We start from the raw sequence: 25,350 nt of genomic DNA on the forward strand, positions 1-25,350 counted from the left end.
GATCCGGACAAACCGGAACACTTTCCTCCGCCCTGTGCGTTCTTCTGGTGTGACCCTTCAGCAAGAGATCGTCGGCAGCGCCATGCAGATGGCGGTCGTCAGCCTGCAGCCCGGCCAGAGCGTGTACTGCGAGGCCGGGAAGTTCCTCTTCAAGACGACGAACGTGACCATGGAGACCCGCCTGGGCGGCCCGTCCGGCGGCCGGCAGCCGCAGGGCGGCGGGGGCGGGGCCGGCATGGGCGGCATGCTGCGCCAGGCGATGGGCACCGCCATGCAGGTCGGCCAGCGCGCCCTCGCGGGCGAGTCACTGGCGTTCCAGTACTTCGGCGTGCGGGGCGGCGAGGGCACCGTCGGCTTCGCGGGCGTGCTCCCCGGTGAGATGCGCGCCCTGGAGCTGGACGGCACGCGCGCGTGGTTCGCCGAGAAGGACGCCTTCGTGGCCGCCGAGTCCACCGTCGACTTCGGCATCGCCTTCCAAGGCGGCCGCACCGGCACGAAGGGCGGCGAGGGGTTCGTCCTGGAGAAGTTCACCGGCCGCGGAACGGTGATCATCGCGGGCGCCGGCAACTTCATCGACCTCGATCCGGCCGACTTCGGAGGCCGCATCGAGGTGGACACCGGCTGCGTGGTCGCCTTCGAGGACGGCATCCGCTACGGCGTCCAGCGCGTCGGGGGCCTCGACCGCCAGGGGATGATGAACGCGGTGTTCGGCGGCGAGGGCCTCTCCCTGGCGACGCTGGAGGGCAGTGGCCGCGTCATCCTGCAGTCCCTCACCATCGAGAGCCTCGCGGGCGCCCTCCGCAAGGCCCAGGGCGGCGACAAGCAGGGGCCGACCGGCGGACTGTTCTCGACGGACGCGGGCTGAACCAGGTCGACGTCCCTGAACCGAACGGAGCGGACGGCCGCCGCCGGGACGTCCGCTCAGCCGGATCCCGGGCTCTCCCCGGCGGCGAACCGGTCGTGCTCACCGCCTTCCACGCCGACGAACAGGTGCTGCGGGCGCTGCGCGCGGGGGCCGCCGTGTTCGTCCTCAAGGACACCCCACGCATCCAGGGCGAACGACTCCGGGCGACGGCAGGAACCGCGGCCCTTCGCCGCGACGGTCCGACCGGCGCCTGCCCGAGGGGGCGTGCCTCCTCACTCCGACCCGAGCGCCGCCGGGATCTCCGCGAGCCGTACCGCCCGGCGTTCTCGGCGGGACACCTCGCAGGCCTCGGCGATACGCAGGGCCTGGAGCGCCTCGCGGCCGTCGCAGGGGTTGGCGCGGCCCCCGCGGACGACGTCCACGAACGCGTTCAGCTCCGCCGTGTAAGCGGGTTCGAAGCGTTCCAGGAATCCCGTCCACGGCTTGTCCGCGGCCGGCGGACCGGTGGGCTCGGTGGACGCGATCGGCGTACGGTCGTCCAGGCCCACGACGATCTGGTCCAGCTCGCCGGCCAGCTCCATGCGGACGTCGTAGCCCGCCCCGTTCAGCCGTGTCGCCGTCGCGGTGGCCAGGGTGCCGTCGTCGAGGGTGAGGACCGCGGCCGCCGTGTCCACGTCCCCCGCCTCGCGGAACATCGCCGGACCGGCGTCGGAACCGGCCGCGTACACGTCCGCCACCTCGCGCCCGGTCACCCAGCGCAGGCAGTCGAAGTCGTGGATGAGCGCGTCGCGGTAGATGCCGCCGGACACCGGCAGCCAGGCCGCCGGCGGCGCCGACTCGTCGGAGGTCAGCGCCCGCACCGTGTGCAGCCGTCCGAGCCGCCCCGAGCGCACCGCCTCCCGGGCCCCCGCGTACCCCGCGTCGAAGCGGCGCTGGAAGCCCATCTGAAGGATCGTTCCGGCGTTCTCGACCTCCGCTATCGCCTGTAAGGTCCCCGCCAGGTCCAGGGCGATCGGCTTCTCGCAGAAGACCGGGAGCCCGGAGCGTGCTGCCCGACCGATCAGTTCGGCGTGGGCCGAGGTGGCCGTCGTGATGACCACGGCGTCCACGCCCCAGCGGAAGATCTCGTCCACCCCGGGGGCGGCCGTCTCGCCCAGCCGCAGCGCGAGCTCCTGGGCCCGCCCGTGGTCGGCGTCCGTCAGGATGAGGGATCCGACCTCGCGGTGACGGCTGAGTGTGTTCGCATGAATGGTGCCTATGCGGCCCGTCCCGATGACCCCGATGCGCATGGAACCAAAGTGACGTCGCAGGCAGTGCCCTGTCAATGCGCATGTCCGGACAATCGAACTACACAACTTCCCGTCAACCGGTCGCGGAGCTACGCTCGGGCCGTGCCGAAACCAGGAGTGGACCCGACCGTGCAGCTGGAACTACGTGTGGACCGCAGTTCCCCGGTGCCGTTGTACTTCCAGCTCGCCCAGCAGCTGGAGGCCGCGATCGAGCACGGCTCGCTCACCCCCGGCAGCCTGCTGGGCAACGAGATCGAGCTCGCCGCACGCCTCGGCCTGTCCCGGCCCACCGTCCGCCAGGCGATCCAGTCGCTCGTGGACAAGGGGCTCCTGGTGCGCCGCCGGGGCGTCGGCACACAGGTCGTGCACAGCCAGGTCAAGCGCCCTCTGGAGCTCAGCAGCCTCTTCGACGACCTCGAGGCGGCCGGGCAGCGTCCGGCGACGACGGTCCTGGTCAACACCGTGCTGCCGGCGTCCGCCGAGGTGGCGGCCGCGCTCGGGGTGGCCGAGGGCAGCGACGTCCACCGGGTGGAACGGCTGCGGCTGGCGCACGGCGAGCCGATGGCGTACCTGTGCAACCACCTGCCCTCCGGTCTGCTCGACCTCGACACCGCACAGCTCCAGGCCACCGGCCTGTACCGTCTGATGAGGGCCGCCGGGATCACCCTGCACAGCGCCCGCCAGTCCATCGGCGCCCGCGCCGCCACCGCGGACGAGGCGGAGCGGCTCGCCGAGGAGCGGGGCGCCCCGCTGCTGACCATGCAGCGCACCACCTTCGACGACACCGGCCGAGCGGTGGAGTTCGGCGACCACATCTACCGCCCGACCCGCTACTCCTTCGAGTTCCAGCTGCTCGTGCGCCCCTGAACGCCCCTGCGCGCCCCGCGTGCCCTGTGCGCCCCGGACGCGACAGCGGGCGTGAACGCCGGTGAAGCCGCGGCGTGCGTCACCGTGGTGAAGAGCGTGACGTCGACGACGCTGTGACCCCCGTCACTCCGGCACGCCGACGACGGGGAAGCCGACGGGGACCGTCCCGGCGACCCCCGCCACGAGCTGCGGCGTCGCCCACCCGCCCGTCGCCGCGTCCCCGCGGTCGCCAGGAGTCCGCCGTCGGCGAAGGCCGCGCGCCGTCGTCGCCCGGCTCGGCACCCGAGGTGGGGGTGAGGCAGAATCGGCGACGATGAGCACCTACGGCAACTTCAGCGCCCCCATCGGCTCCCGCCGCGCCCCCGCACTCCGCACGGTGGGCACCAGGGAGCGCCGCTCGCACCTCACCGCGCCACGGGTGCCCACCGTGGGCATCGACATCGGCGGCACCAAGGTGATGGCGGGCGTCGTCGACGCCGACGGCAACATCCTGGAGAAGGTCCGCACCGAGACGCCGGACAAGTCGAAGAGCCCGAAGGTCGTGGAGGACACGATCGTCGAACTGGTCCTCGACCTGTCCGACCGCCACGACGTGCACGCCGTCGGCGTCGGCGCGGCGGGCTGGGTCGACGCCGACCGCAACCGTGTGCTGTTCGCGCCCCATCTGTCCTGGCGCAACGAACCCCTCAGGGACCGCCTCTCCGGCCGCCTCGCGGTGCCCGTCCTCGTCGACAACGACGCCAACACCGCCGCCTGGGCGGAGTGGCGCTTCGGCGCGGGCCGCGGCGAGGACCACCTCGTCATGATCACCCTCGGCACCGGCATCGGCGGCGCGATCCTCGAGGACGGCCAGGTCAAGCGCGGCAAATACGGCGTCGCCGGCGAGTTCGGCCATATGCAGGTGGTGCCCGGCGGCCACCGCTGCCCGTGCGGCAACCGCGGCTGCTGGGAGCAGTACAGCTCGGGCAACGCCCTGGTCAGGGAGGCCAAGGAGCTGGCCGCCGCCGACTCACCGGTGGCCTACGGGATCATCGAGCACGTCAAGGGGCAGATCGGCGACATCAGCGGCCCCATGATCACGGAGCTGGCCCGCGAGGGCGACGCCATGTGCATCGAGCTGCTCCAGGACATCGGCCAGTGGCTGGGCGTGGGCATCGCCAACCTCGCCGCCGCCCTCGACCCCTCCTGCTTCGTGATCGGCGGTGGCGTCTCGGCCGCCGACGACCTGCTGATCAGTCCCGCGCGGGACGCGTTCAAGCGCCAGCTCACCGGGCGCGGCTACCGCCCCGAGGCCCGGATCGTGCGCGCCCAGCTCGGCCCCGAGGCCGGCATGGTCGGCGCCGCGGACCTGGCCCGTCTGGTGGCCCGCCGCTTCCGGCGCGCCAAGCGCCGCCGCGTGGAGCGCTACGAGCGCTTCGAACGGTTCACGGAGGCGGCCCGCCGCACCCAGGACACGGCGTGACGTCCGTGCCGTCCCCTGTCCGGGACACGGCGTGACGTCCGTGTCGTCCCCCGTCCGGGACCCGGCGTGACGTCCGTGCCGTCCCCCGTCCGGGACACGGCGTGACGTCCGTGTCGCCCTCCGCCCGAGCCACGGCCTGACGGCTGTGCCGCCCTCCGCCCAGGACATCGCATGACCCCGGTACCGCCACCGCCCCGCCCGACCTCGGACACCGCATGAGCGCACCGCTGCCCCGCCAGGCCGCGTCCTCCGGCGAGCCGCCCCGCCCGCCGGAGGACCGCCGGCACATGATCCGCCGCAGGGCGCTCACCCTGCTGATCATCGTGCTGCTCATCGGCGTCCCGGCCGGCTACCTGGTGATCTCCGCAAACCAGAGCCGCAGCAGCGGCAAGGACAAGGAGGACAAGTACTCCGCGACCGGGCTGACCGAGGGCTGGCCCTCGAAGGTGCAGCGCCGCCTGTACCAGGTGCCGGTCCCGCACCCCGCCAACAAGGTCGCCTACTACGAGACCAACAACTGGAAGACCAGCCGGCTCTATGTGCAGTTCCAGACCACGCACGCCGGCCTCGACCAGTTCCTCGCGGAGATCGGTGTCGGCCGCGACGACCTGAAGAAGGGCGACATCGTCATCAGCGACCGCGACCAGGAGATCACCGGCTGGAAGTTCAGCGGCCCCGGCTCGCGTCCGGGAGACGACTTCGGCATCGTCCTCGAGCGGAAGAACCCGCAGCCCACGCTGGACATCGTCGTGAACACCGGAAACGCGGTCTTCCCGTTCGTGTACGTCGTCTCCCGCACGGTCCCCTGACCCGGCTCCCGGGCTCCGCTCGGCGCCCCGGCCGGACCCGACGGGGTGGCCGGCCGTCCGGGGCCGATTGTCAGACCCCGCCCGTAGAGTCGAAGACGACTGATCCGACAGAGGGGCGGGAGGTGGACACCCGGCATGAGCGTCATGACCGACGGGACGGCGGCTGCCGAACCCGGTTCCGTCTCCTTCTGCGTGCGGCTCGCCGCCGTCTTCCTGCCCGCACCCCTCCCGCGCGAGGGCCGCGTCGCCTTCTGGGACCCGGCCGGCGACGCGCTGCCCGCCGCGACGCAGCACACGGAGCTCACCGTCGTCCGGCGCCAGGGCGCCACGATCCGCCGCAGGCAGACCCCGGCCCTGTCGCTGCCGCTCGACACGGCGCTCCCGCTCCTCGTGCGCGCCCGCAGCGACCCCGCCGCCCACCCGGCGACCGCCTGCTGGGGCGCGGCCGCGCTGCACGCGCTGCGGCTCGCCGCCCGGGGCCGCCTCCTGCCCGGCCTCACCCCCGCCGGACACGACGCCTGGCGCGCGGGCCCACTGGACCCGGAGGACATCGCGCATCTGCGCGCGGTCGCCGCCGCCCTCCCGCCCGAGGGCCACGCCGTGCCGCTCCCCGGCTCCGGGCCGCTCCTGCTGCCCCGGCCCGAACCCCTGATGCGCGCCTTCCTCGACGCGGTGGCGGACACCCTGCCCCGCACCCCGGCCGCGCCGCACGCCTGCGGGAAGCCGTTCGCGGACCGCCGCCCCCAGCGGCTGCCCGGCGCCCACGACTGGGCCGCGGAGGTCGCCGCCGGCATGGACGCCGGGGTGCGGATCTCGCTCCGCCTCGACCTGTCGGCGTTCGACATGTTCGACGCCGGCAATGACGGCCACGGCGGGGCGCGGGTGCGCAGCGCGGGCGCGGCGATCGTCCAGGTGCACAGCCTCGCCGACCCGACCTTGGTGGCGGACGCGGCGGCGCTGTGGGCGGGCGAGACCGACGCGGCCTTCGGGGCACGCGCACGCGTGGACGCGGCCCTTGCCGTGCGGCGCGCGGCCCGCGTGTGGCCGCCGCTCGCCCGGCTCGCCGAACAGGACGCGCCGGACGTCCTGGCCCTCTCCGAGGACGAGCTGGGCGATCTGCTCGGCGTGGCCGCCACCCGGCTCGCCGCGGCCGGGGTCGCCGTGCACTGGCCCCGGGACCTCGCACAGGACCTCAGCGCGGCCGCCGTGGTCCGCCCCGCCCCCGGCTCCGCGACCGACGGCGGGAGCTTCTTCGAGGGCGAGGAACTGCTGCAGTTCCGCTGGCAGCTGGCGATCGGCGGCGACCCGCTCAGCGAGGCCGAGATGGACGCGCTGGCGGAGGCCCACCGCCCGGTGGTGCGGCTGCGCGACCAGTGGGTGCTGGTCGATCCGGCGCTGGTGCGCAAGGCCCGCAAACGCGAACTGGGCCTGCTGGACCCGGTCGACGCCCTGTCCGTCGCCCTCTCCGGCGTGGCCGAGGTCGACGGCGAGACCGTCGAGGCGGTTCCGGTCGGCGCCCTGGCCGCCCTGCGCGACCGGCTCACCGCCGGGGTGCGGCCCGCCGAGCCGCCCGCAGGCCTCCACGCCGTCCTGCGCGACTACCAGCTGCGCGGCCTGGCCTGGCTGGACCTCATGACCTCCCTCGGTCTCGGCGGCTGCCTCGCCGACGACATGGGCCTCGGCAAGACGATCACCGTCATCGCCCTGCATCTGAAGCGCGCCCGCAGCGAGCCCACGCTGGTGGTCTGTCCGGCCTCCCTGCTGGGCAACTGGCAGCGCGAGATCAACCGCTTCGCGCCCGGGGTGCCCGTCCGCCGCTTCCACGGCCCCGACCGCAGCCTGGCGGGGCTGTCCGGCGGCTTCGTCCTCACCACGTACGGCACGATGCGCGCGGCGGCCCCGACACTGGCCGGACAGCCCTGGGGCATGGTCGTCGCGGACGAGGCGCAGCACGTGAAGAACCCCTACTCGGCGACGGCGAAGGCACTGCGCACCATCCCGACCCCCGCACGCGTGGCGCTGACCGGCACCCCCGTCGAGAACAACCTGTCCGAGCTCTGGGCGCTGCTCGACTGGACGACACCCGGGCTCCTCGGCCCCCTGAAGTCCTTCCGCGCCCGGCACGCGCGCGCGGTGGAGAACGGCGAGGACGACCAGGCGGTGGAGCGTCTCGCCCGGCTGGTCCGGCCGTTCCTCCTGCGCCGCAAGAAGTCCGACCCCGGCATCGTGCCCGAACTGCCGCCCAAGACGGAGACCGACCACCCGGTCCCGCTCACCCGCGAACAGGCCGCCCTCTACGAGGCGGTGGTCCGTGAGTCCCTGCTGGCCATCGAGACGGCGGACGGCATCGCCCGCCGCGGCCTGGTGCTGAAGCTCCTCGGCGCGTTGAAGCAGATCTGCGACCACCCCGCCCTCTACCTCAAGGAGGCCGGCGCCGCCGTCGGTGACGCCCTGGCCGCCCGCTCCGGCAAACTCGCCCTGCTGGACGAGCTGTTGGACACCCTTCTCGCGGAGGACGGCTCGGCCCTCGTCTTCACCCAGTACGTCGGCATGGCCCGGCTGATCACCGCCCACCTCACCGCCCGCGCCGTCCCCGTCGACCTGCTGCACGGCGGGACCCCGGTGCCGGAACGGGAACGGATGGTGGACCGCTTCCAGAGCGGCGCGACCCCGGTCCTCGTGCTGTCCCTGAAGGCCGCCGGCACCGGCCTCAACCTGACGCGCGCGGGGCATGTCGTGCACTTCGACCGGTGGTGGAACCCGGCGGTGGAGGAACAGGCCACCGACCGCGCCTACCGCATCGGCCAGACCCAGCCGGTCCAGGTGCACCGCCTCATCACCGAGGGCACGGTCGAGGACCGCATCGCCGAGATGCTCCAGGTCAAGCGGGCCCTGGCGGACGCGATCCTCGGCTCCGGCGAGTCGGCCCTGACCGAACTCACGGACCGTGAACTCACCGACCTGGTCAGGCTGCGGAGGGAGGCGTGATGAGCGAACCGCGCAAGGGCGCCGGGCCGGCCGACGAGGCACGCCGAGCCCTGCGGGCGGCCCGGGAGCGGCTCCGGCAGGAGCAGACGGCGCAGCAGCCCGCGCCGGAGGAGCGCCCCGAGCGGCGGGCGGATCGGCCCGACCGCCCTGACACCCCCGACCGCCCCACCCGCCCCGACCGCTCTGCGGCCCCCGCCGCCCCTCGGCCGGCCGACGCCGCCCGCGCGGCCCTGCGCCGCGCCGCGCAGCCCCCTCCCACCCTGTCCGACCCGGATTCCGCAGGTGACGCCGGCCTCGTCGACGATCCCGGTTCCGTGGGCGACGCCGGTCCGGTGGCTGCGGTGGCCGGTCCGGTGGCTGCGGCCGGCGCCCACCCAGGCGCCGACTCCGGGGCCGACGCCGTTCCGGTGGCCGGCCCGCGCCTCGGGGCTTGGTCCCCGCGCCCCGAGGCCGGTTCGGGTTCCGCGCCCGGCGGCAGTACTGCGGCCGCGCCCGACTCTGCCGATGGCCTCGGTTCCGGGGCCGACGCCGTTCCGGTGGCCGGCCCGCGCCTCGGGGCTTGGTCCCCGCGCCCCGAGGCCGGTTCGGGTTCCGCGCCCGGCGGCAGTACTGCGGCCGCGCCCGACTCTGCCGATGTCCTCGGTTCCGGGGCCGACCCCGGACCGGTGGCCGACGCCGGACCCGTAGTCGACGCCGGTGCGGTGGGCGGCGGCTCGGTGGGCGCGGTCGGCGTCGGCCCTGAGGACGATTCTGGGGCGGACCCCGTTCCCGTGGTCGGCTCGCGCCCTGCGGCGGGCCCGCGTCCCGCGTCCGGCGTTCGTCCTGCGGGGGCCGGCTCGGGGCCCGGGGGCGACGCCGCCGGCATCGCGGCAGAGGTGGCGGCCTGCGCCGGCATGGGGGCCGTCACCCCGACCGGCCCCCGGCCCGCGGCGCCCGCCGCGCCGCCCGCGCCCGCAGGGCCGGCCGCCGTCGATGCGGCGGGGACCGGCGCCGCCGCGTCCGACGAGCAGCCGGTGCCGTCCTCCCCCCACCTCACGACCGTCCCGAGCACCACGCCTCCATGGACCGAATCCGCCCCGGACGCCACGACCGCTCCGCCCGCGACGACCGGCCCGCGTCCGGGGGACGTCGCCCGTGAGGCGCTGCGCGCGGCCCGGGCCCAGGCACGCCGCGGCCCGTCCGGAACCGAGGTCCGGTCATCCGCCGACGCCCCCGCCGATGCGGCCGGACAGCCGGCCCACGAGGCCCATGAGAGGGCCGCCCGCCGACGGCGTCACCGTCCCGGCCCCGACCCCGGGGCAGGTTCCTTCGCGCTGCCCGCCGGGCGTTCCGCCGACGTCCGACGCGCGGAGCACACACGCGATCGGGTCGCCGAGGAACGCGCCCGCGCGGTGCGGGAGTTGCTCGCCGGCTCCTTCCGCATGCCGACGGACGACACTGCCGAGCCCGAATCCGTACCGGAGCCCGAATCCGTACCCGAGCCCGGCTGCAAACCCGTGCCCGCACCCGCAACCGCATCCGCCACCACGCCCGCATCGGAACCCGTGCGAGGGACCCGCCGGGACCACGCGGAGGACGGCCCCGAAGCCCCCGACGCTCCCGAAGGCCCCTACGCCCCCGACGGTCGCGAGGACCATGCGTTCTCCCTGGTGCTCGACGACGTCCCACCCCACACCCCCCGTTCCATGGCGGCCCCCTCCCGGGACGGCGACCACCGCCGCACCTTCCCGGCCTTCCCCCCGCGCACCGGCGGCGACTTCGCCGGGACCTGGTGGGGGAACGCCTGGGTCGCCGCACTCGAGGAGGGCGCCCTCGACCCCAAGCGCGTGCTCCGCGGGCGCGGTTACGCCGAGCAGGGAAACGTGGACGCGATCACGGTCACGCCGGGACACGTCCTGGCCTATGTGCAGGGCAGCCGCCCCCGCCCGTACCGCGTCCAGGTCCGGCTGCGCACCTTCGGCGAGGAGGACTGGGAGCGCTTCCTGGCCGCCGCCGTCGAGCATCCGGGGCACATCGCCGCGCTGCTCGACAAAGAGATGCCGGAGTCGCTCGCCGAGTGCGGGGTGCCGCTGCTGCCCGGCCCCGGCGATCTGGAACCGCACTGCAGTTGCCCCGATCGCGGTCACCCCTGCAAGCACGCGGCCGCCCTCTGCTACCAGACCGCGCGGCTGCTCGACGCCGACCCGTTCGTGCTGCTCCTGCTGCGCGGTCGGGGCGAGCGCGAGCTGCTGGACGCGCTGTCCCGGCGCAACGCCGCCCGGGCGGCCCGCGCCGCACAGGAGCGGCAACCCCGTCCCCTGCCGGGTGTGCGGGCCGCGGAAGTCCTCGCCGAGCGCCGGCTGCCGCCCCTCCCGGCCCCGCTGCCCGCGCCCGCGCACCCCGAGCAGCCTCCGGTGTACCCGTCCGCGCCGAACGGCCCGGACTCCTTCGCGCTGGACCACCTGGCGACCGACGCGGCCGCCCGCGCCCACGCCCTGTTGACCACCGGCCACGACGAGATCGGCGCGCTGACCCTCTGGCAGGACGCGGTGCGGCTCGCCGCGTCCCGCCCCGGCTCCGGGCTCACCGCCGCCACCCGGGCCCTCTACGCCTCGCTGGCCTCCGCCGCCGGCCGCACCCCGTCCGAACTGGCGCGCGCGGTGGCCGCCTGGCGGCAGGGCGGACCGGACGGCCTCGCCGTCCTGGAGGAGTCCTGGGACCCGCCGGCCGGCCGCTTCGACCGGGCGCGTCCCCTCCTCCTGGCCGCCGACCTGCCCGCTTTCCGCCCCCGTCGCAACCACCTCACTCACCCGCGCTTCCACGTCCAACTCCGCTTCGGACGGGACGGGTTGTGGTACGCGTACGAGTCAGAACCCGGCCGGGACGACTGGTGGCCGCGCGGCACCCCCGACCCGGACCCGGTGGGCGCGCTCACCGGACTGGGCGGCTCGGGCGAGTTCTGACCGCAGCCCGCAGTATGCGGTCTCCCCGGAGGGCAGGGCGGACTCCGCTTCAGTGGTCGTGGCGAAGTGCGCCCCGGTTCCCGGGAGTCGGGTCCTCGTCGCGGACGGGGCGGGCGGCGTCCCGGTCGTGACGCAGTGGTCCGGGCGGCGGAGCACCAGGGCGCGGCCGGCGGGCGGGCAGGCCCCGTGGTGCCGGGCCTCCGGCAGGGGGTGACGGCTGCACGCCGACCGGCGCCGGCTCGCCACCGGATACGTCCGCTGCGTATGGAGAAGTGCATCTGTGTCCGGTTCTCGCCCTTCCGCATTAAATGCCTGGACTGCGGAGCTTCCCGGACGGGACACTTCCGACTTCCGAACCACCGGGAGCGTGATGGGAACAACAGATACACGAGGCCCGACGCCGGGCAGGAGCGCGGTCGTTCTGGCGCTGCGCCGCTACGGCCTGGAACTGCTGCGACTACGACGACTGGCTCTGCCCGCGCTGCTGCTGCCGGCCGTGGGCAACATCGGCATCCGCTACGTCGCCCCGCTGCTGATCGCCAAACTGGCGGGACAGGCCGCCGACGGCAACGGTCTCACCCTCGGCCCGGCCCTGCCGTACGTGCTGGGCTTCGGCGCGACGCTGCTGCTCGCCGAGGCGGTGTGGCGGGTCGGGCAGCACTGCCTGAACCGCGTGGACGCCCTCGGCATGGAACACCTGTACGTGAGCGGCATGGACGAACTCCTCGCCAAGGACGCGGCGTTCTTCCACGACAACTTCGCGGGCTCCCTGACCAAACGGGTGCTCAGCTTCGGCAAGCGCTTCGAGGACTTCGTCGACACGGTGACGTACCGGATCGTGGGCAGTCTCGTCCCCCTGGTGTTCGGCGCCGTGGTGCTGTGGAGCTACGAACCGATGCTCGTCGCCGGACTTCTCGTGATGATCGCGCTGACCGTGGTGGCCGCGACGCCTCTGATCCGCCGCCGGCAGATGCTCGTCCACGACCGTGAGGCGGCGATCGCCCGGGTCTCCGGACACGTCGCCGACGCTCTCGTCAACATGGAGACCATCCGGGCGTTCGCGGCCGAACGGCGGGAGGCCGACGAACACCGCAGCCGGGTCGCTGACTCCCGTCGCCTGACACTGAGGTCGTGGGACTACGGCAATCTGCGCGTCGACACCCTGATCGCGCCCCTGTCGGTGCTGACGAACGTGCTGGGCCTGGTGGTCGCCATCGTCTTCGGCGGCCCGGGCCAGGGAGTGGAGGAGGTCGTCGTCGCCTTCACCTACTACTCCAACGCGACCCAGATCATGTTCGAGTTCAACCAGATCTACCGGCGTCTGGAAAGCTCGATGACCGAGGCCGCGCAGTTCACGGAACTGCTGCTGGACCCGCCCACCGTGCTCGACCCGGCGGAACCCGAACCGCTCGCGGCACGGGACACCGGCGTCCGCTTCGAGGCGGTGACCTTCGCCCACGCGGGCGCGAAGCCGATCTTCGAGAAACTCGAACTGGACGTGCCCGCGGGCGCGCGGATCGGGCTGGTCGGCAGGTCCGGCGGCGGCAAGACCACACTCACCCGGCTCCTGCTGCGGATGTCGGACATCGACGGCGGGCGCATCCTGATCGGCGGTCAGGACATCAGCCGGTTGCGCCAGAGCGACCTGCGCTCCCTGATCGCCTATGTCCCGCAGGATCCCGCCATGTTCCACCGCAGCCTGCGGGACAACATCGCCTTCGCCCGGCCCGGTGCCACCGACGAGGAGATCCGGGCCGCGGCCGCGGCGGCACACGTCACCGAGTTCGCCGACCAACTCCCCGACGGATTCGGCACCTTGGTGGGGGAGCGGGGAGTGAAACTCTCCGGCGGCCAGCGCCAGCGCGTCGCCCTCGCCAGGGCCGTCCTGCGCGACGCCCCGATCCTGCTGCTCGACGAGGCGACCAGCGCGCTGGACTCGGAGAGCGAACTCCTCGTCCAGGACGCCCTGTGGCGGTTGATGGACGGACGCACGGCCCTGGTGGTCGCCCACCGGCTGAGCACCGTCGCCGGCATGGACCGTCTCGTCGTCCTCGACCGGGGAAGCGTCGTCGAGGAGGGGTCTCACAAGGAGCTGCTCGCGGCGAACGGCGCCTACGCCAAGCTGTGGCAGCACCAGTCGGGCGGCTTCCTCGGCGAGAGCTCCGAGCCGGCCCTGGGGCGCCCGGCGCCGGGAGCGGGTCCCGGCGGGCCGCCCGGCCCGGCCGGTCCGACGCCGGACCCGGCACCGGACCAGGACCCCAACCCGGACCCGGCACCGGACCAGGACCCCAACCCGGACCCGGACCAGGCCCCGGAAACGTCGTCGCACGTCCGTACGGGCACCGGGGCCACGTGACCGGGGTCGGCGGGCGCCTCCTGAGGCGGCGTCCGCCCTCTGAGGCCTGTGCCCCGGGCTGAAGGGCTGTGCCGGGGCCGATCGGGCCTGCCCGCGCGCACGGATGGGCTCCTCCCGGCAGGAGGAGCCCATGTGCCGGACCGTACGAGGGGCTACTCCGTGCGCAGGCCCGCGGGGCGCATCATGCGCAGCAGCGGCGGCAGGCTGAGCAGCGTGACCATGCCGACCACGGCCGCGCCCACCCCTGTCATGGCGAGCACGTTCGCCCAGTCCATGATCACCGGTGTACGGGTCATCTTCAGCAGGACCGCGCCGAGGGCGACGCCCACCGTCGTGGCCAGCACGAGACCGAGTCCGACCGGCAGGGCCGTCTGCCACAGCACCGACATGCTCAGCGTGCGCCGCCGGGTACCGAAGGCGACCAGCGCGGAGAGCAGCTTCCTGCGCTCGCGCAGCTGTTCCAGCTGGGAGACCAGCAGACTCGCGCCGATCAGAGCCAGCACGAAGGCGGAGCCGACGAACAGGCCGGTGCGGATGGAGGCGTACCTGTGGTTCTCCTGGGCCGCCGTCCACCCGAAGGTCCGTGCCAGCGGGTCGATGCGGGCGGCGACGTTGCGCACGTACTCCCGCGAGTCCGGCACCGAGGGGTCCAGTCGCAGGTAGACACCGTCCGAGAACACCGCGGGCGCGGCCGCGGCGGGCAGGGCGGTGGGGGTGACCAGCAGACTGGTGTAGGCCTGCAGCGAGTCCTTGCGGGCGTTCACCACCCGGATGTTCGCCGGGACGGTCCAGGGCACCTCGAGGCCGCGTTCGGGGCCGTCGACCGACGGGTCGACGTAGAGCTGACGACCGGGCTTCAGCAGGGCGATCTCGGCTGAGTTGTCGGGGTCCGTGTAGCCGCTCCGGGTGCGCGTGACGAACACGTCGCCGTCCTTGCAGGAGGGCAGCGCGGCGAGTTCGCGCAGGGCGGCGCAGTCGCCCACGGTCAGGCCCTCGCTGTTCTCCGGGTTGCGAGGGGCGTCCCCGTACTGGGAGCGGGCCAGCGCCACCGCGGTACGGACGCCCTTGGCGCCGGCGAACTCGCGCTCGACGCCGGACAGCGGCCGCGGGCTGCTGAAGTCGACCTGCATCTGGACCCGGCCGGGGTCCATGCCGGTGTTCTCGGTGTACTGGCTCTGCGTTCCGGAGAAGAGCATCTGCAGCGCGATGGCCCCCGCCACCGCCACGGCGATGCCGTTGACCATGCGGGCGGCGGTGCCGCTGCTCAGCTGCAGCCGTCGCACGGCCAGCTGCCAGGACAGCGGGCCCTTCCCGAGCCGGCCGACGACCGTCTCCACGACCCAGGGCAGCAGGGCGGTGACGCCGGTCAGCAGCAGCAGGACGCCGCCGATGACGAGGTACTGGTTGAAGTCCCCGTTCTTGTGACCCTGGCCGATCATCGGGTAGAGCATCGCGAGGCCGGCCAGCGGCGGCAGCAGCCGCCACCACAGCCGGCGGCGGCCCTGCTGGGCCGCGCGCACCACACCGAGGGGTTCGACGACCACGCCGCGCATCGCGAGCAGCGTGACCAGCACCGCGGAGACCGGCACCGCCACCACGACCAGCGCGGCGAGCGCGGGAGCGGGGTCGAGGTAGCTGGGCCACACGCTCACGCCCAGCAACTCGCCGCTGCCCAGCTTCTGACGTCCGAGGAGGAAGAAGCCGGTGCCCACGGCCAGACCGAGCAGGGAGCCGGCCAGTGCCTCGCCCGCCGCGATCCGCCGGGTCATCCCGCGGTCGGAGCCGACCAGGCGCAGCGCGGCGAGGCGGCGGTCGCGGCGTTCGCCACCGAAGCGGACCGCGGCGGCGATGAACACGGCGACCGGTGTCAGCAGCACGACGAACACGACCGCGATCATGAGCAGCAGCACCGGGTCGGTCTTCTCGGGCGCCGCGTCCGGTGTGCCGAACTCGGTCAGCCGTGTCACCAGGGAGGCGTCCGACAGCGTCAGCCCCGAGGCTCCGGCGTAGTAGGCGAGTTCGTGCGAGCCGATCAGCCCGCGCTCGCCGATCGTGCCGGTGATCTTGTACGGCAGGCGCTCGCGCAGCAGTTTCGCGTCGTCGGAGTCCAGCAGGTCCCTGAGGGCGGGGGAGACCACCATCTCGCCCTTGCCCGGAAAGCGGTCGACCCCCGGTGGCAACGGGGCCCGTGCGCCCTCGGGTTCGAGGAACAGGCCCTGGACGTCGTCGTCGTGCCAGGTGGTGTCGGCGTCGGCGACCAGCAGGGTGTTGTCGGCCTTGGGCGGGACCGTTTGGGCGTACACGTCGGCGTAGCGGGCGTCCTCCACCTTGCTGCGGGAGGCGAACACGGTGGGCATCGCGGCGCACAGCAGGAGCAGGGCCACGCCGAGGCCGACGCCGACCGCTGTCAGTGTCGTGCGGACCCATCCCTCGCGGCCGCCGGTGACGGCGAACCGGGCTCCCATGGCCAGGTCCGCGGACCTGCCCCACGCGTTGCTTCCCACCCGCTCTCGGTTTCGCTCCGGCGAGGGGACTTCCCCGCGTGGGGGTTCTCCCCCGCGCGCGCTCATACGGCGCGCTCCATGTCCCGGGCCCTGCCGTCGCGTACGACGATCTCGCGGTCGGAGTAGGCGGCCACCCGGGCCTCGTGGGTGACGAGGACGACGGCGGCGTCGGCGGAGCGGGCCGCGCCGGTGAGCAGGTCCATCACACGCTCGCCGTTGGCGGAGTCGAGCGCGCCGGTCGGTTCGTCGGCGAACAGCACCCGGGGGCCGGTGACCAGGGCGCGTGCCACGGCGACGCGCTGGCCCTGGCCGCCGGAGACCTCGCCGGGCCGCTGGTTTTTCAGGTCGTCGACCTCCAGGCGCTCCATCCAGCCGAGCGCGGTCCGCTCCGCCTCCTTGCGGGAGGTGCCGTTCAGTCTGAGCGGCAGGGCGACGTTCTCCACGCAGGTCAGTTCCGGGACGAGCTGCCCGAACTGGAACACGAAGCCGAACTCGGAGCGGCGCAGCGCGCTGCGCCGGGCGTCGCTCATCGTCGTCACTTCGCTGCCGTTGTAGGTGATCGACCCGGAGTCGGGCGGCAGGATGGCCGCGAGGCAGTGCAGCAGCGTCGACTTGCCGGAGCCGGAGGGGCCCATGACGGCGACGACCTCGCCGGGGTGGATGGTGAACCCGGCGCCGTCGAGGGCATGGGTGTGGCCGTATGTCTTGCGCAGGTCCCGCGCGGTGAGCAGGGAACCGGGGGGAGAAGTCGTCATCGGGCCACAGCCTCACGGAGTTTGTCGAGCCGGGCGGCGGTCATCTCCAGCCAGCGCAGGTCCGCCTCCAGGTGGAAGAGGGCGTGGTCGCAGATCAGTTGGTCCGCCAGATCGCCCTTGCGCTTGCGGTCCGTCAGGATGCGCATGCTGCGCAGGTGCTCGGAGCGCTGGGTGTCCAGGACGTCCGCGGCGTCCCGGTGGGTGAGCAGCGCGAGGACCACTTTGGTGTAGAGCGCCGACTGGAGGTACTCCTCCGGCTTCTGCGGGGTCGCGAGCCACCGTTCCATGTCGGTGACGCCGGCATCGGTGATCGCGTAGCGCTTGCGTTCCGGACCGGAGCCGGCCTCTATCCCGTCGACCTCGACGAGGCCGTTCTTCAGCAGTCGGGACATCGTCGAGTAGACCTGGCCGTAGTGCAGCGGCCGGTCGTGACCGAACGTCTCGTCGAAGGCCCGCTTCAGTTCGTAGCCGTGTCGCGGGCCGGACTCCAGGAGCCCCAAAAGGGTGTGACCGATGGACATGAGCCCACTCTACACGCGGTGTATACGCTGTGTGTATACACCGCGTGTGCAGTTCATGGCGGGGCGTACGGCCGCGCAGGTGGGAGAAGGGATCGTCCCTTGGTCACGATTGCGAAACGGGGTGTGGTCCTGAGGCGCCGGGCCGCGCCGGCGGCCTCGTCACACCGCGGCCATGCCCTCCACGCCGGACTCGGCGAAGGGGGCGGCCCAAAGGCCGTGGTGACCTGGGTGAGGGAGCCGTTCCCGCCGATGCGGAAGCCGTCGACGGTGCCGGAGGTGCCGTTCTGTACGTACAGGAACTTCTCCTCCTGGGTCACCGCCAGGTCGATCACACCCCGGGGCATGGCTGACGGCGGTGTGGACAGGCATACCGGGCGCAGGTCGAAGTCGCGGCCCTGCGCGTCACCGACCGGCGGTGGCGCCGAGGCGGCCGAGGCGAGCCGGGCCGGACGGCGCGGTCCTGCTGAGCACCTCCGCGGCCGCGGAGCTGGTCCGCGCGGTCGACGGCGCGGTGGTCGCCTTCGAGACCGACGAGTCGACGCGGCGGGGCGCTCCGGCTGGAGCGTCGTCGTCACGGGCCCGGCCCGGTGGTGACGGCCCCCGCCCGGCACGAACGCCTGGCCCGCACCGGCCCGGCCCCCCGGGTGCCGGCGCCGCAGGAGGTCTTCGTCCGCATCGAGCCCGAACTGGTCACCGGACGTGAACTCGTCGGCGGACGACCTGTGCACGGCGTGGCGGTGCGCGGGCGCCGCAATCACGAGGGCCGCTGAAGCCGCCGGGCCCGTGGGACGCGACCGTCTGCGCCTGGCCCTGGAGCCGTGACCGACCTGGTACTGCGCCGCCGGAACCCTCGGGCTGTGTGAGATTTCGTGAGACGTGAGAGGGTCTGGGGCGTGAGTGAGACACCGTCGAACACCCTGCAATACCGCTTTGACGGGCCGGAAGAGGCTCCCGTCCTGATCCTCGGGCCCTCGCTGGGCACCACCTGGCACAGGTTGTAGAGACCGTCCAGGGGCGTCTACGCCAGTCCAGTGCGGGCATGGAATTGCAGGTCAGAGCCTCTTGGTCCGGGATAGGTCACCCAGTTGGTGATGGGTGTGTGATAGGTGAGTGATACGGCGAGGCTCCGCCGGTGCCCGTCCCGACGGACTCTGCGTGGAGCCGTGAGACGACGCAGCCGCGCCGGAACGCTCCGGTGCGGCTGAGCCGTGAGTTCGACTGCGCTGACGTGCAGACGCGGTTGGCGCCCTATGGCGTCCGTGGTCCTGTGACGTTTCCAGAATGCGCCTACTTTGCGATTGCACTCGCTGGGAGACGGCCCAAGCGGCCCTCCAAGCCACCCGCGGATCAGTATCCACGAAGCACTGAACACCCATCGGTGCCTGGACGCGGGCCTGATTTGACGGCCGGCCGCGGAAGTACCGGACGCATCAGCGCGCCTGCGGAAACCTCGCCTGCGCGTGCCCGCCCCCGAAGACCAAACACTGAGGCGCTCAGGCGCCGGTGTGCAGGTGGGCGGCCCAGGTGCTGACCAACAGAGGATAGGTATCGCGAAGATCGCGTTGGGCCTTGTGCAGTGCCAGAGCCACGTCGCCGGGTCCGGGACCGGACTCGGTGAGATGGCCGTAGAAGGCAGTGGCGATCTGGAGGGCGGTCGTGTCGTCCACTGGCCACAGGGTGCCGATGACGTGAGGGAAGCCCGCGAGTTGGAACGCCGATGTGAGGTGGATGGCTTCGTCGAGCAGGGTATCGGCGGCGGTAACGGCCGTACTGCAGGCGGAGAGGTAGGCGAGCCGGCCCTGTCCGAGGTTGAGGGTGTTCAGACGTCGCACGGTCATGGGAGCGGAGGCGTGGTCGGTGAGGAGCAACGTGCTCTGCGAGGGTTCCGTCGGATGGCACACGGCATGGCAGGCGAAGTGGACGATCGGGTAGTCGGCCAGGTGTGCCATGACCTGGGCGCTCGTCGCGTCCGTGAGTCGGAGGGACGTGGGAAGCCGGGACTTCAGTACGTGGGCTTCCTCATCGGCGCAGCTGAGCGGGGCGTTCATGCCGGGGGTCTTCGGCATGGAGATGATCAGCGCCTTGTCGAGTGGCCGGTGCTGGCTTCTGTCGCGCGTGCGGGAGTGGTCGAGTGCCCGGACGCTGGGCGAGAAGGAGGAGACCACCCGGTCCAGTACGGTGCGGCGATCGGGGGCGTCGAGGGCCTCGTCGTGATGGCCGGCTGCGTGCAGGGGGAGCTGCCCGAGCAGACCGCCCGGTATCCACCACACTCGGGGCCATGGGGCTGATGTGCGGTGCGCGGAGTCGATGCCGAGGCGGTGCAGTACGGGACCGGCCGCATTGTCCCAGAGCCATGCGAGAACGGTCCGCATACGTCCTTGGGCGCCCGTGCGATCCACGGCTCTCAGCTGCGGGTCGGTGGCCTGCCTCAGTGCATGCTGGAAGGCCCGCACCTGATGTCTCACGGCATGCGGAGTGAGCGTCGGCAGCGCCAGACTCATAATGCCGTCTTCAGTGATGATCAGGGCATCGCTGCGGTGGTCGCTCACGTTGGAGATGACGATGGGACCTTGGGCTGCCTGGGCTGCCAGCTGCCGCAGGGTCGGCGGCCGCGCGAACGAGGCGAAACCGGGCTGCCTGCGGATCTCCTGCAGCACCTCGGTGAGTTCTTCGGTCAGGCGGCGACTGTGGTGGGAGGCTCGGGTCGCTGAGCTGGTTGCTTCTCCTTCCACCTCGCCTTCGCCGTCGGGGAGATGGAGTGCGGCGCGCAGCTCTACGAAATGGTGGGCCAGTTGTGGATGGTGTTGCCGCAGGAGGGCGATGTCGCCCCGGACCTCCAGGGCCTGGCCGATCAGTACCGCACGGCCCGACTCCAGCAGGGTCAACGCCTGGTAGGCAGGCGGCTCCTGCGTGTCCGCATCCGCGGTGCGGAGCGTGAGTGCCGCGGCGTCGGCCACCAGGCCGGGGAAAGCGGACAGGGCGCTTTCCTGCAACGCGCGCGGCCGATGCCGAGGGGCCGTGTCGGGGAGCAGCCGTATCGCATTGGTGAGCAGTTGGGTGGCATCCCTGAGGCGGTCGGGGGCGCAGAGTGCGGCGGCGGACTGGGCGGCGTCGATGCGCAGGGGCGGCGGCGCTGTGGGGACGGCCGCCGCCTGCGTGTACGCCTGGATCGCCGCTTCGCGGTCGGCCTCATCGCGCTCTTGTTGGTGGCGTTGGAGCAGCAGTGCGGCCAGCCGTGTCAAGTCGCAGGCGTGTGCCGCCCGCGGTACCGCGGTTCCCGCTACGGCACACTGGGTAGCCTCGATAGCCGCGTCCAAGGTCGTGCTGTCCTGGGTACGTAAGTGAAGCAACCGCAGCAGTTCCCCCAGATTTGACTGACACACTGTCCGATCGGGATCTCCCTCGGGCAGGTCGTCGATTACGGCGCGGTAGGCACGGATCAGTTCCTTCAAGTCCTCGGTGGATTGTGCGGAGTCCGGGACCCACCAGTTGATCAGTGCCCCGTACAGGTCGCAGTCGGGATGGCCCGGGAGCACGTAGGCCCGTGCCAGGTACACCTGCAGGAGGGCCGTCGCCCCGTTCTCCTCACGCCCGGTCTGTTCGAAGACGCGGCGCAGCGCGCAGGCGAGGTTGAAGTGGAGCCGGCCCCGCAGGCGGCACCGCCGGCATTGCCCACAGCCGCCGCGTGGAAGCAGCTCGCTCAGGTGTCTCAGCGAGGCGATCACGCCGGTGAGGTCCTCTTGTTCGCCCGTCCGCTCGTACCGTTGCCACAGGGCATGGGCCAGGAAGCAGTGGTGCGCGGCCCGCTCCGGGTTGTTGAAAGGGGTGGCCGCCAGTGCAGTGCGCATGGCGCGTACGGCCGCGTCGAGCTCGTGCAGGTCACCGGAGCGCTCGTAGGTGGTGAGTAGAGCGCAGGCCAGCCGTTGGTGTGTGTACCGCGCAGGCACGGATGGCTCCGGTTCTTCGAGTGCCTTGTGCTGCGCGTCGATCAGCGTCTGGACGCGCAGCGCGCCGTACGGGCGGGCGGCGGGGTCACGAAGCTCGTGCCTGAGCGCCTCCAGTGAGGCGTCGTAGTCCAAGTGGCCGGCGGTCGTGGTTGGTAGGTTGATCGGCTGCAGAACGGCTCTGTAGGCGTTGGCAAGTTCCTCTACCCCGTCCAGGCTGCTGAGGGCGGTCGGCGACTCACGCAGGACTTGCCTGAAGCGCTGCGCGTAGAGCCATCCGGGGGTCCCTGGAGGCACGTTGTCCAGAGCTTCACCCATCTGGGTCAGGAAGGGAATCCAACCTTCGTTCCAGCCGGGCGTCTCCGTATGCGCCACCCCCAGTCCATCGACGAGGACGGGGCAGGGAGACTGTGGCCAGCTGTCCGCCTGCATGAAGAGCCGGTCGGCGGATGACTCATCAGGGGACGGATTTCCTTTCGTGGCCGTGGCCCCGGCCCACGCGTCCCGCCAGTCCTGGGTGAATGTGAAGCGCCACCGGTATGCCCCACGAAGAATGTGCTCCAGCACACCGACCTGGGGGGTGCCCTCTTCGGCCCACTGGAGGGCCGCGCTCAGTACGTCCACCGCCTCGTTCGCGTCGGACGGGTCGTTCACGGCTTCGGACCGCAACAGCAGTGCGATCCCAAGGTTTTGGGCGCGCAGCGGGTATTCCGGGTCCTCCGTGCCGCCGGCATCCAGCAGCAGCCGGTTGATGCGGATCTCCGCGTCGAGGTCCGCGGTGCTCCGCGTCAGGTGGTGTCGGCGATGATGGGCGCCGGCGAGGTCGTGCAGGAGCGAGGGACGTAAGGGGTGATCGGGCGGAGCTTCGTCGGCGGCCGTCTGGGCGGCGGCCACCGCCTTGTCCATGTCGTCAGGCCGGTGTCCCGACCATTGCGCCCGCTGGCCCAGGGCCGCCCCCAGATGTTTCAGGGCGTCGAGTCGTACGGTCCGACCGGGCGCCGAAGCCGCCGCGGCCGACCCGTACAGTTCGATGGCCTTGTCAAGGTCCGCTGGTAATGCCAGGCGGCTCGCCCGTGTCTGCAGGATGCGGCCGTGGAGTAGGAGAACGTCGGCGGTCGGCGGCGCGTTGGCGGGCAGATCACGCTCGATGGTCTCGAGTAGCGTGATTGCTGCGTCGAGGTCCCTTGGCTGGCCGGTGATCTCGGAGCGGCCCGCCATGACGGTGACGACATGGCGCAGGGAGGGGATGTACAGCGGGGACGTGATGTGGACGGTGTGGACGAGCGCGGTGAGTGCGTCGATCAGGTTGTCCAGGTCGGGCAACCGTTGGTGAAGCTGGTACCGCGCGGACAACAACTCGGCCAAGGAGCTGATCTCGTCGATGCGCAGGACATCCAGGTGGTCGACCGGTGCACGGTCGTTCAGCTCCTGGAATGCGTTGATGGCGTCCTGCAAGTCGGTGGCAGACCGGAACCGTTGGTAACGGCTGTTCAGCGCGGTGGCGAGGTCGTGGAGCCGGGACTGTCGATCGGGGGCGGACTCGTCAGCCGTCAGGGCGTTGCGCGCGGCTCGGACGGCCTCGTCGAGTTCTGTCTTCCCTGCCATGTGCGCCAGCCGCAGGCGCCGCGTCTGGCGACGCTGGAGCTCCAGCTGGGTGGCCATCGGGTGGTCTGGCGGTGTGATCCCCCGAGCCGTGCGGAACGCCTCGTCGGCCGCTTCGAGGTCTGCTGTGGAGTTATTGGCGTGAAAGCGCTCGATCAGGCAACTGGCCAGTACGGACAGGCCGGGGGCTTCGAGGTCATGGCCCCGCGGAGTGGCTTTGACGATGGCGCGGCCCACGTCGATCAGGAGGTCCAACTGCTCCGGCGTATACGTTCCGCCCGCGGGCAGCACCCGGGCGATGGTCTCCTCCCGAGCCCCAGGTGCCGCCAGCTCCAAGCTGCGCGCCCACAGCGACACCAGCTCGCTGGGCGGAGGACCGGCCGAACCGGCGATCGTCTCCTCCAGCCGGCCGGTCACCGACCGGAGAGCGCGCGCGGCCAGGACCGGCACCACGGATGCCGGGAGGTCTTCCCGTCCAGCGACGTAGCAGGGCCACAGCAAGTCATGGGCCTTCGCGGCGTTTTCCGTGGCGTCGCGCCAAGGAAGGAGGCGACTGCGGTACCAGTGGAACAACCCCAGCGTGAAGTGGCACCTGAGGTCGGCATCGGCGTTGAGGAGAGCGGCCAACGCAGCCGCCTCGCCCTGGGCGCGTTCGTCCAGCAGATGCGCAGGATCACCACTGGTCCGGAAGCGCTGCAACCGCGCTTCCATATCCGCGAGGAAGCCTTGTTCCACCGCGCCGTCCCCCCCCCGGGTCACAACGATGACCAATCATCCCCATGACAGGATTTGGCAGACCATCCCGCAATCGTCCCGGCTACCTTTGCCCGGGCCAGCCGAGCGTCAGCGGGATGAGATGACCCTGCCCCTGGACGAGCAGGGTCATGGCCTGCCCGGTCCGGGCGTCGAGGGGACCGGTGTGGTCGAAGCCCAGACTGCGGGCCAGGTCGCCCGCGTGCAGTCGGGTCGCCGCCTCCACCAGCAGGGCGTACGCCTCCACCGCCCGGCGCCCTCGCTGCCGTGCCGTGAGGAACAGGCCGGCGACCAGGAGGAAAGCGGGCCACCACAGATAGGCCACGGCGACGTAGAGCACGGCCCAGCCGGCCAGCGTCGTGGCCTTGCTGACCGCTTCTCGCGCCTCCTTGATCTCGGCGCGCACGGCATCGGGCAGCGCGAGCCACAGATGAGGCCAGACACTGGGCAGGTCCAGGAGGCACTCCTGCTGGTAGCCGGCCACGACGGCGTGCATGCGGTCACCCATCCACGTGGGGCGTGCGGGCCGCCTTTCGGCGATGGAGAGGACCCGGCGCAGGGCCAACTGCACATCCAGTTCGGTGACACCGGAGGGCGTGGCGTCAGAGGTGAGGCCGTTTCCGTAGCGCTCGAGGAGGTCGGCTTCCTTCCTCTCCACCACAACCCACCGAGCTTGCCGCGCCTCGACCCGCAGTTGGGCCGCCCGACGCAGCGGACTCGGCCAGGACAGCCAGTCTTCGGCGAGCCACAGGCGCTCCACAAGCGCACCGACGGCGGAGGCCGCGAGTCCGGCGGCAGCCGCGACCACCCCGAAGACCACCACGTACAGCAACGCGGAGGCACCGTTGTGCGGTACAGACAGCCCCTTGACCCATGCTGTCAAAGGTCCGAAGGCGAAACCGTCGAGCTGACGCGCGGCTGCCACCGCGCACACGTAGAGAGCGCCGGGCAGGACCAGCAGTGTGAACCAACGCTCGGCGAACTTCTTGCCCAATTCCTCGAGCAGAACGGTCATGAGGCGGTCCAGGCGTTCCAGCGGAGATCCTCGTCGAACAAAGTGCAGCGAGGGCGCTCAGTCACATCCGGGCCGGGCCGCTCCGACCGCGCACAGCGTCCTTGCGGGCAGTGGAAGACGACGTCCGTACGGCGCCGTGGCCCCAGCCCGCTGGGGACACCCCGGGCCGCCTCCCCGTACAGACCAAGCTGGTCACCGGCCTGCTGCAGGGCGCTGTGGAGGGCGTCGAGCACACCGATCAGTGAAGCCAGATCCCCTGGGGCGGACCGCAGGAGATCCAGGACCGCGTCCAGCGGCGCCGAATCGTCAAGGACCTGGCGGAGGTCATCCGGGCTTGCGCAGACACGGGCGATGCCCCTTTTCGCCTTCAACTCCACATCCACAGTCTCACGATAGGGTGCATCGGTTTGTAGCGCTGGGATTCTGCTCAAGCCATGGGAAAGGGGGCGTTGACCCGCGAGTATGCCGCAATGACGGGAACCGTAAGGTAGAAGAGGAGCGGGTGCTCCGTACAGGTCCCCGCTTCCGGCCGGTTGTCCCTTGGCTCCCACTGGGAGCCCATGCTGGTGAGGCTGGTAGCCCACGGCTTGATCGACACGATGTGACAGCTGGTCAATTGGCAGGACTCGGTCAAGCGCTGCGCTGCGTGCCACCAAGGAGCGCGGCGACAGCGGATTG

Annotated in this window: 14 protein-coding genes and 2 pseudogenes; 10 read left to right on the plus strand and 6 right to left on the minus strand. The window is 72.2% G+C overall.

All coding sequences use genetic code 11. The features are described 5' to 3' along the window. The first annotated feature begins 49 nt into the window (after window positions 1–49). A complete protein-coding gene (locus QF032_RS30765) occupies window positions 50–865 on the plus strand; it encodes an AIM24 family protein (protein ID WP_307058325.1) in 816 nt (271 codons plus the stop codon). 68 nt (window positions 866–933) lie between these two features. Then, window positions 934–1,045 (plus strand): annotated as a pseudogene (locus tag QF032_RS30770) (DNA-binding response regulator); the annotation flags it as partial. A gap of 92 nt (window positions 1,046–1,137) precedes the next feature. Here QF032_RS30770 and QF032_RS30775 read toward each other — a convergent pair. After that, window positions 1,138–2,154 (minus strand): Gfo/Idh/MocA family protein, encoded by a 1,017-nt coding sequence (locus QF032_RS30775; protein WP_307058326.1) that lies wholly within the window; start codon window positions 2,152–2,154, stop codon window positions 1,138–1,140. A 129-nt stretch (window positions 2,155–2,283) separates the two neighbouring features. Here QF032_RS30775 and QF032_RS30780 point away from each other — a divergent pair, with 129 nt between their 5' ends. The 6 genes from QF032_RS30780 (at window position 2,284) to QF032_RS30805 (ending at window position 13,578) form a co-directional block, all read left to right on the plus strand. After that, a complete protein-coding gene (locus tag QF032_RS30780; protein WP_306955887.1) occupies window positions 2,284–3,021 on the plus strand; it encodes a GntR family transcriptional regulator in 738 nt (245 codons plus the stop codon). A 313-nt stretch (window positions 3,022–3,334) separates the two neighbouring features. After that, window positions 3,335–4,483: an ROK family glucokinase gene (locus tag QF032_RS30785; RefSeq protein ID WP_057576113.1), complete on the plus strand. Its 1,149-nt coding sequence runs from the start codon at window positions 3,335–3,337 to the stop codon at window positions 4,481–4,483. A gap of 215 nt (window positions 4,484–4,698) precedes the next feature. After that, window positions 4,699–5,292: a sugar kinase gene (locus QF032_RS30790; RefSeq protein WP_307058328.1), complete on the plus strand. Its 594-nt coding sequence runs from the start codon at window positions 4,699–4,701 to the stop codon at window positions 5,290–5,292. Between the two features lie 144 nt (window positions 5,293–5,436). Next, window positions 5,437–8,280, plus strand: a complete 2,844-nt coding sequence (locus QF032_RS30795) for a DEAD/DEAH box helicase (protein WP_307060429.1) — start codon at window positions 5,437–5,439, stop codon at window positions 8,278–8,280. 893 nt (window positions 8,281–9,173) lie between these two features. After that, entirely contained in the window at window positions 9,174–11,222 is a 2,049-nt protein-coding gene (locus QF032_RS30800; RefSeq protein ID WP_307060431.1) for an SWIM zinc finger family protein, read from the plus strand. Between the two features lie 370 nt (window positions 11,223–11,592). Further along, a complete protein-coding gene (locus tag QF032_RS30805) occupies window positions 11,593–13,578 on the plus strand; it encodes an ABC transporter ATP-binding protein (RefSeq protein WP_307058330.1) in 1,986 nt (661 codons plus the stop codon). Between the two features lie 152 nt (window positions 13,579–13,730). Here QF032_RS30805 and QF032_RS30810 read toward each other — a convergent pair whose 3' ends face one another. From QF032_RS30810 to QF032_RS30820, 3 genes are all read right to left on the minus strand, one after another. Then, entirely contained in the window at window positions 13,731–16,082 is a 2,352-nt protein-coding gene (locus QF032_RS30810) for an ABC transporter permease (protein ID WP_373430399.1), read from the minus strand. 62 nt (window positions 16,083–16,144) lie between these two features. Next, window positions 16,145–16,837, minus strand: coding sequence for an ABC transporter ATP-binding protein (locus QF032_RS30815; protein ID WP_307047012.1), 693 nt, complete (start codon window positions 16,835–16,837; stop codon window positions 16,145–16,147). Then, the gene (locus QF032_RS30820; RefSeq protein ID WP_307058331.1) at window positions 16,834–17,358 is read right to left on the minus strand and encodes a PadR family transcriptional regulator; all 525 of its coding nucleotides are present in this window, start codon (window positions 17,356–17,358) and stop codon (window positions 16,834–16,836) included. Before QF032_RS30820 ends, QF032_RS30815 begins: the two co-directional genes overlap by 4 nt. Before the next feature lie 448 nt (window positions 17,359–17,806). Between QF032_RS30820 and QF032_RS30825 the strand changes: the two are divergent. After that, window positions 17,807–18,128: pseudogene (locus QF032_RS30825) on the plus strand (pyridoxamine 5'-phosphate oxidase family protein); the annotation flags it as partial. Between the two features lie 723 nt (window positions 18,129–18,851). On the opposite strand, the gene QF032_RS30835 reads toward QF032_RS30825, so the two are convergent. Next, complete coding sequence (locus tag QF032_RS30835) at window positions 18,852–23,639, minus strand: CHAT domain-containing protein (protein ID WP_307058333.1); 4,788 nt, start codon at window positions 23,637–23,639, stop codon at window positions 18,852–18,854. 82 nt (window positions 23,640–23,721) lie between these two features. Continuing rightward, entirely contained in the window at window positions 23,722–24,672 is a 951-nt protein-coding gene (locus QF032_RS30840; RefSeq protein ID WP_307058335.1) for a hypothetical protein, read from the minus strand. A 110-nt stretch (window positions 24,673–24,782) separates the two neighbouring features. On the opposite strand from QF032_RS30840, the gene QF032_RS30845 reads away from it, so the two are divergent. Further along, window positions 24,783–24,917 carry a hypothetical protein gene (locus QF032_RS30845; RefSeq protein ID WP_307058336.1) on the plus strand — a complete coding sequence of 45 codons (135 nt, stop codon included), beginning with the start codon at window positions 24,783–24,785 and terminating at the stop codon, window positions 24,915–24,917. The last annotated feature ends 433 nt before the right edge of the window (window positions 24,918–25,350 follow it).

Source organism: Streptomyces achromogenes (genome assembly GCF_030816715.1).
Classification (GTDB): Bacteria; Actinomycetota; Actinomycetes; order Streptomycetales; family Streptomycetaceae; genus Streptomyces; species Streptomyces achromogenes_A.

Excerpts from the sequence above, each read along its gene's own strand:
- QF032_RS30790 (WP_307058328.1), top strand. The coding sequence starts at position 4,699 with ATGAGCGCACCGCTGCCCCGCCAGGCCGCGTCCTCCGGCGAGCCGCCC.
- QF032_RS30795 (WP_307060429.1), top strand. The coding sequence starts at position 5,437 with ATGACCGACGGGACGGCGGCTGCCGAACCCGGTTCCGTCTCCTTCTGC.
- QF032_RS30805 (WP_307058330.1), top strand. The coding sequence starts at position 11,593 with ATGGGAACAACAGATACACGAGGCCCGACGCCGGGCAGGAGCGCGGTC.
- QF032_RS30820 (WP_307058331.1), bottom strand. The coding sequence starts at position 17,358 with ATGTCCATCGGTCACACCCTTTTGGGGCTCCTGGAGTCCGGCCCGCGA.
- QF032_RS30800 (WP_307060431.1), top strand. The coding sequence starts at position 9,174 with ATGGGGGCCGTCACCCCGACCGGCCCCCGGCCCGCGGCGCCCGCCGCG.
- QF032_RS30785 (WP_057576113.1), top strand. The coding sequence starts at position 3,335 with ATGAGCACCTACGGCAACTTCAGCGCCCCCATCGGCTCCCGCCGCGCC.
- QF032_RS30840 (WP_307058335.1), bottom strand. The coding sequence starts at position 24,672 with ATGACCGTTCTGCTCGAGGAATTGGGCAAGAAGTTCGCCGAGCGTTGG.
- QF032_RS30775 (WP_307058326.1), bottom strand. The coding sequence starts at position 2,154 with ATGCGCATCGGGGTCATCGGGACGGGCCGCATAGGCACCATTCATGCG.
- QF032_RS30815 (WP_307047012.1), bottom strand. The coding sequence starts at position 16,837 with ATGACGACTTCTCCCCCCGGTTCCCTGCTCACCGCGCGGGACCTGCGC.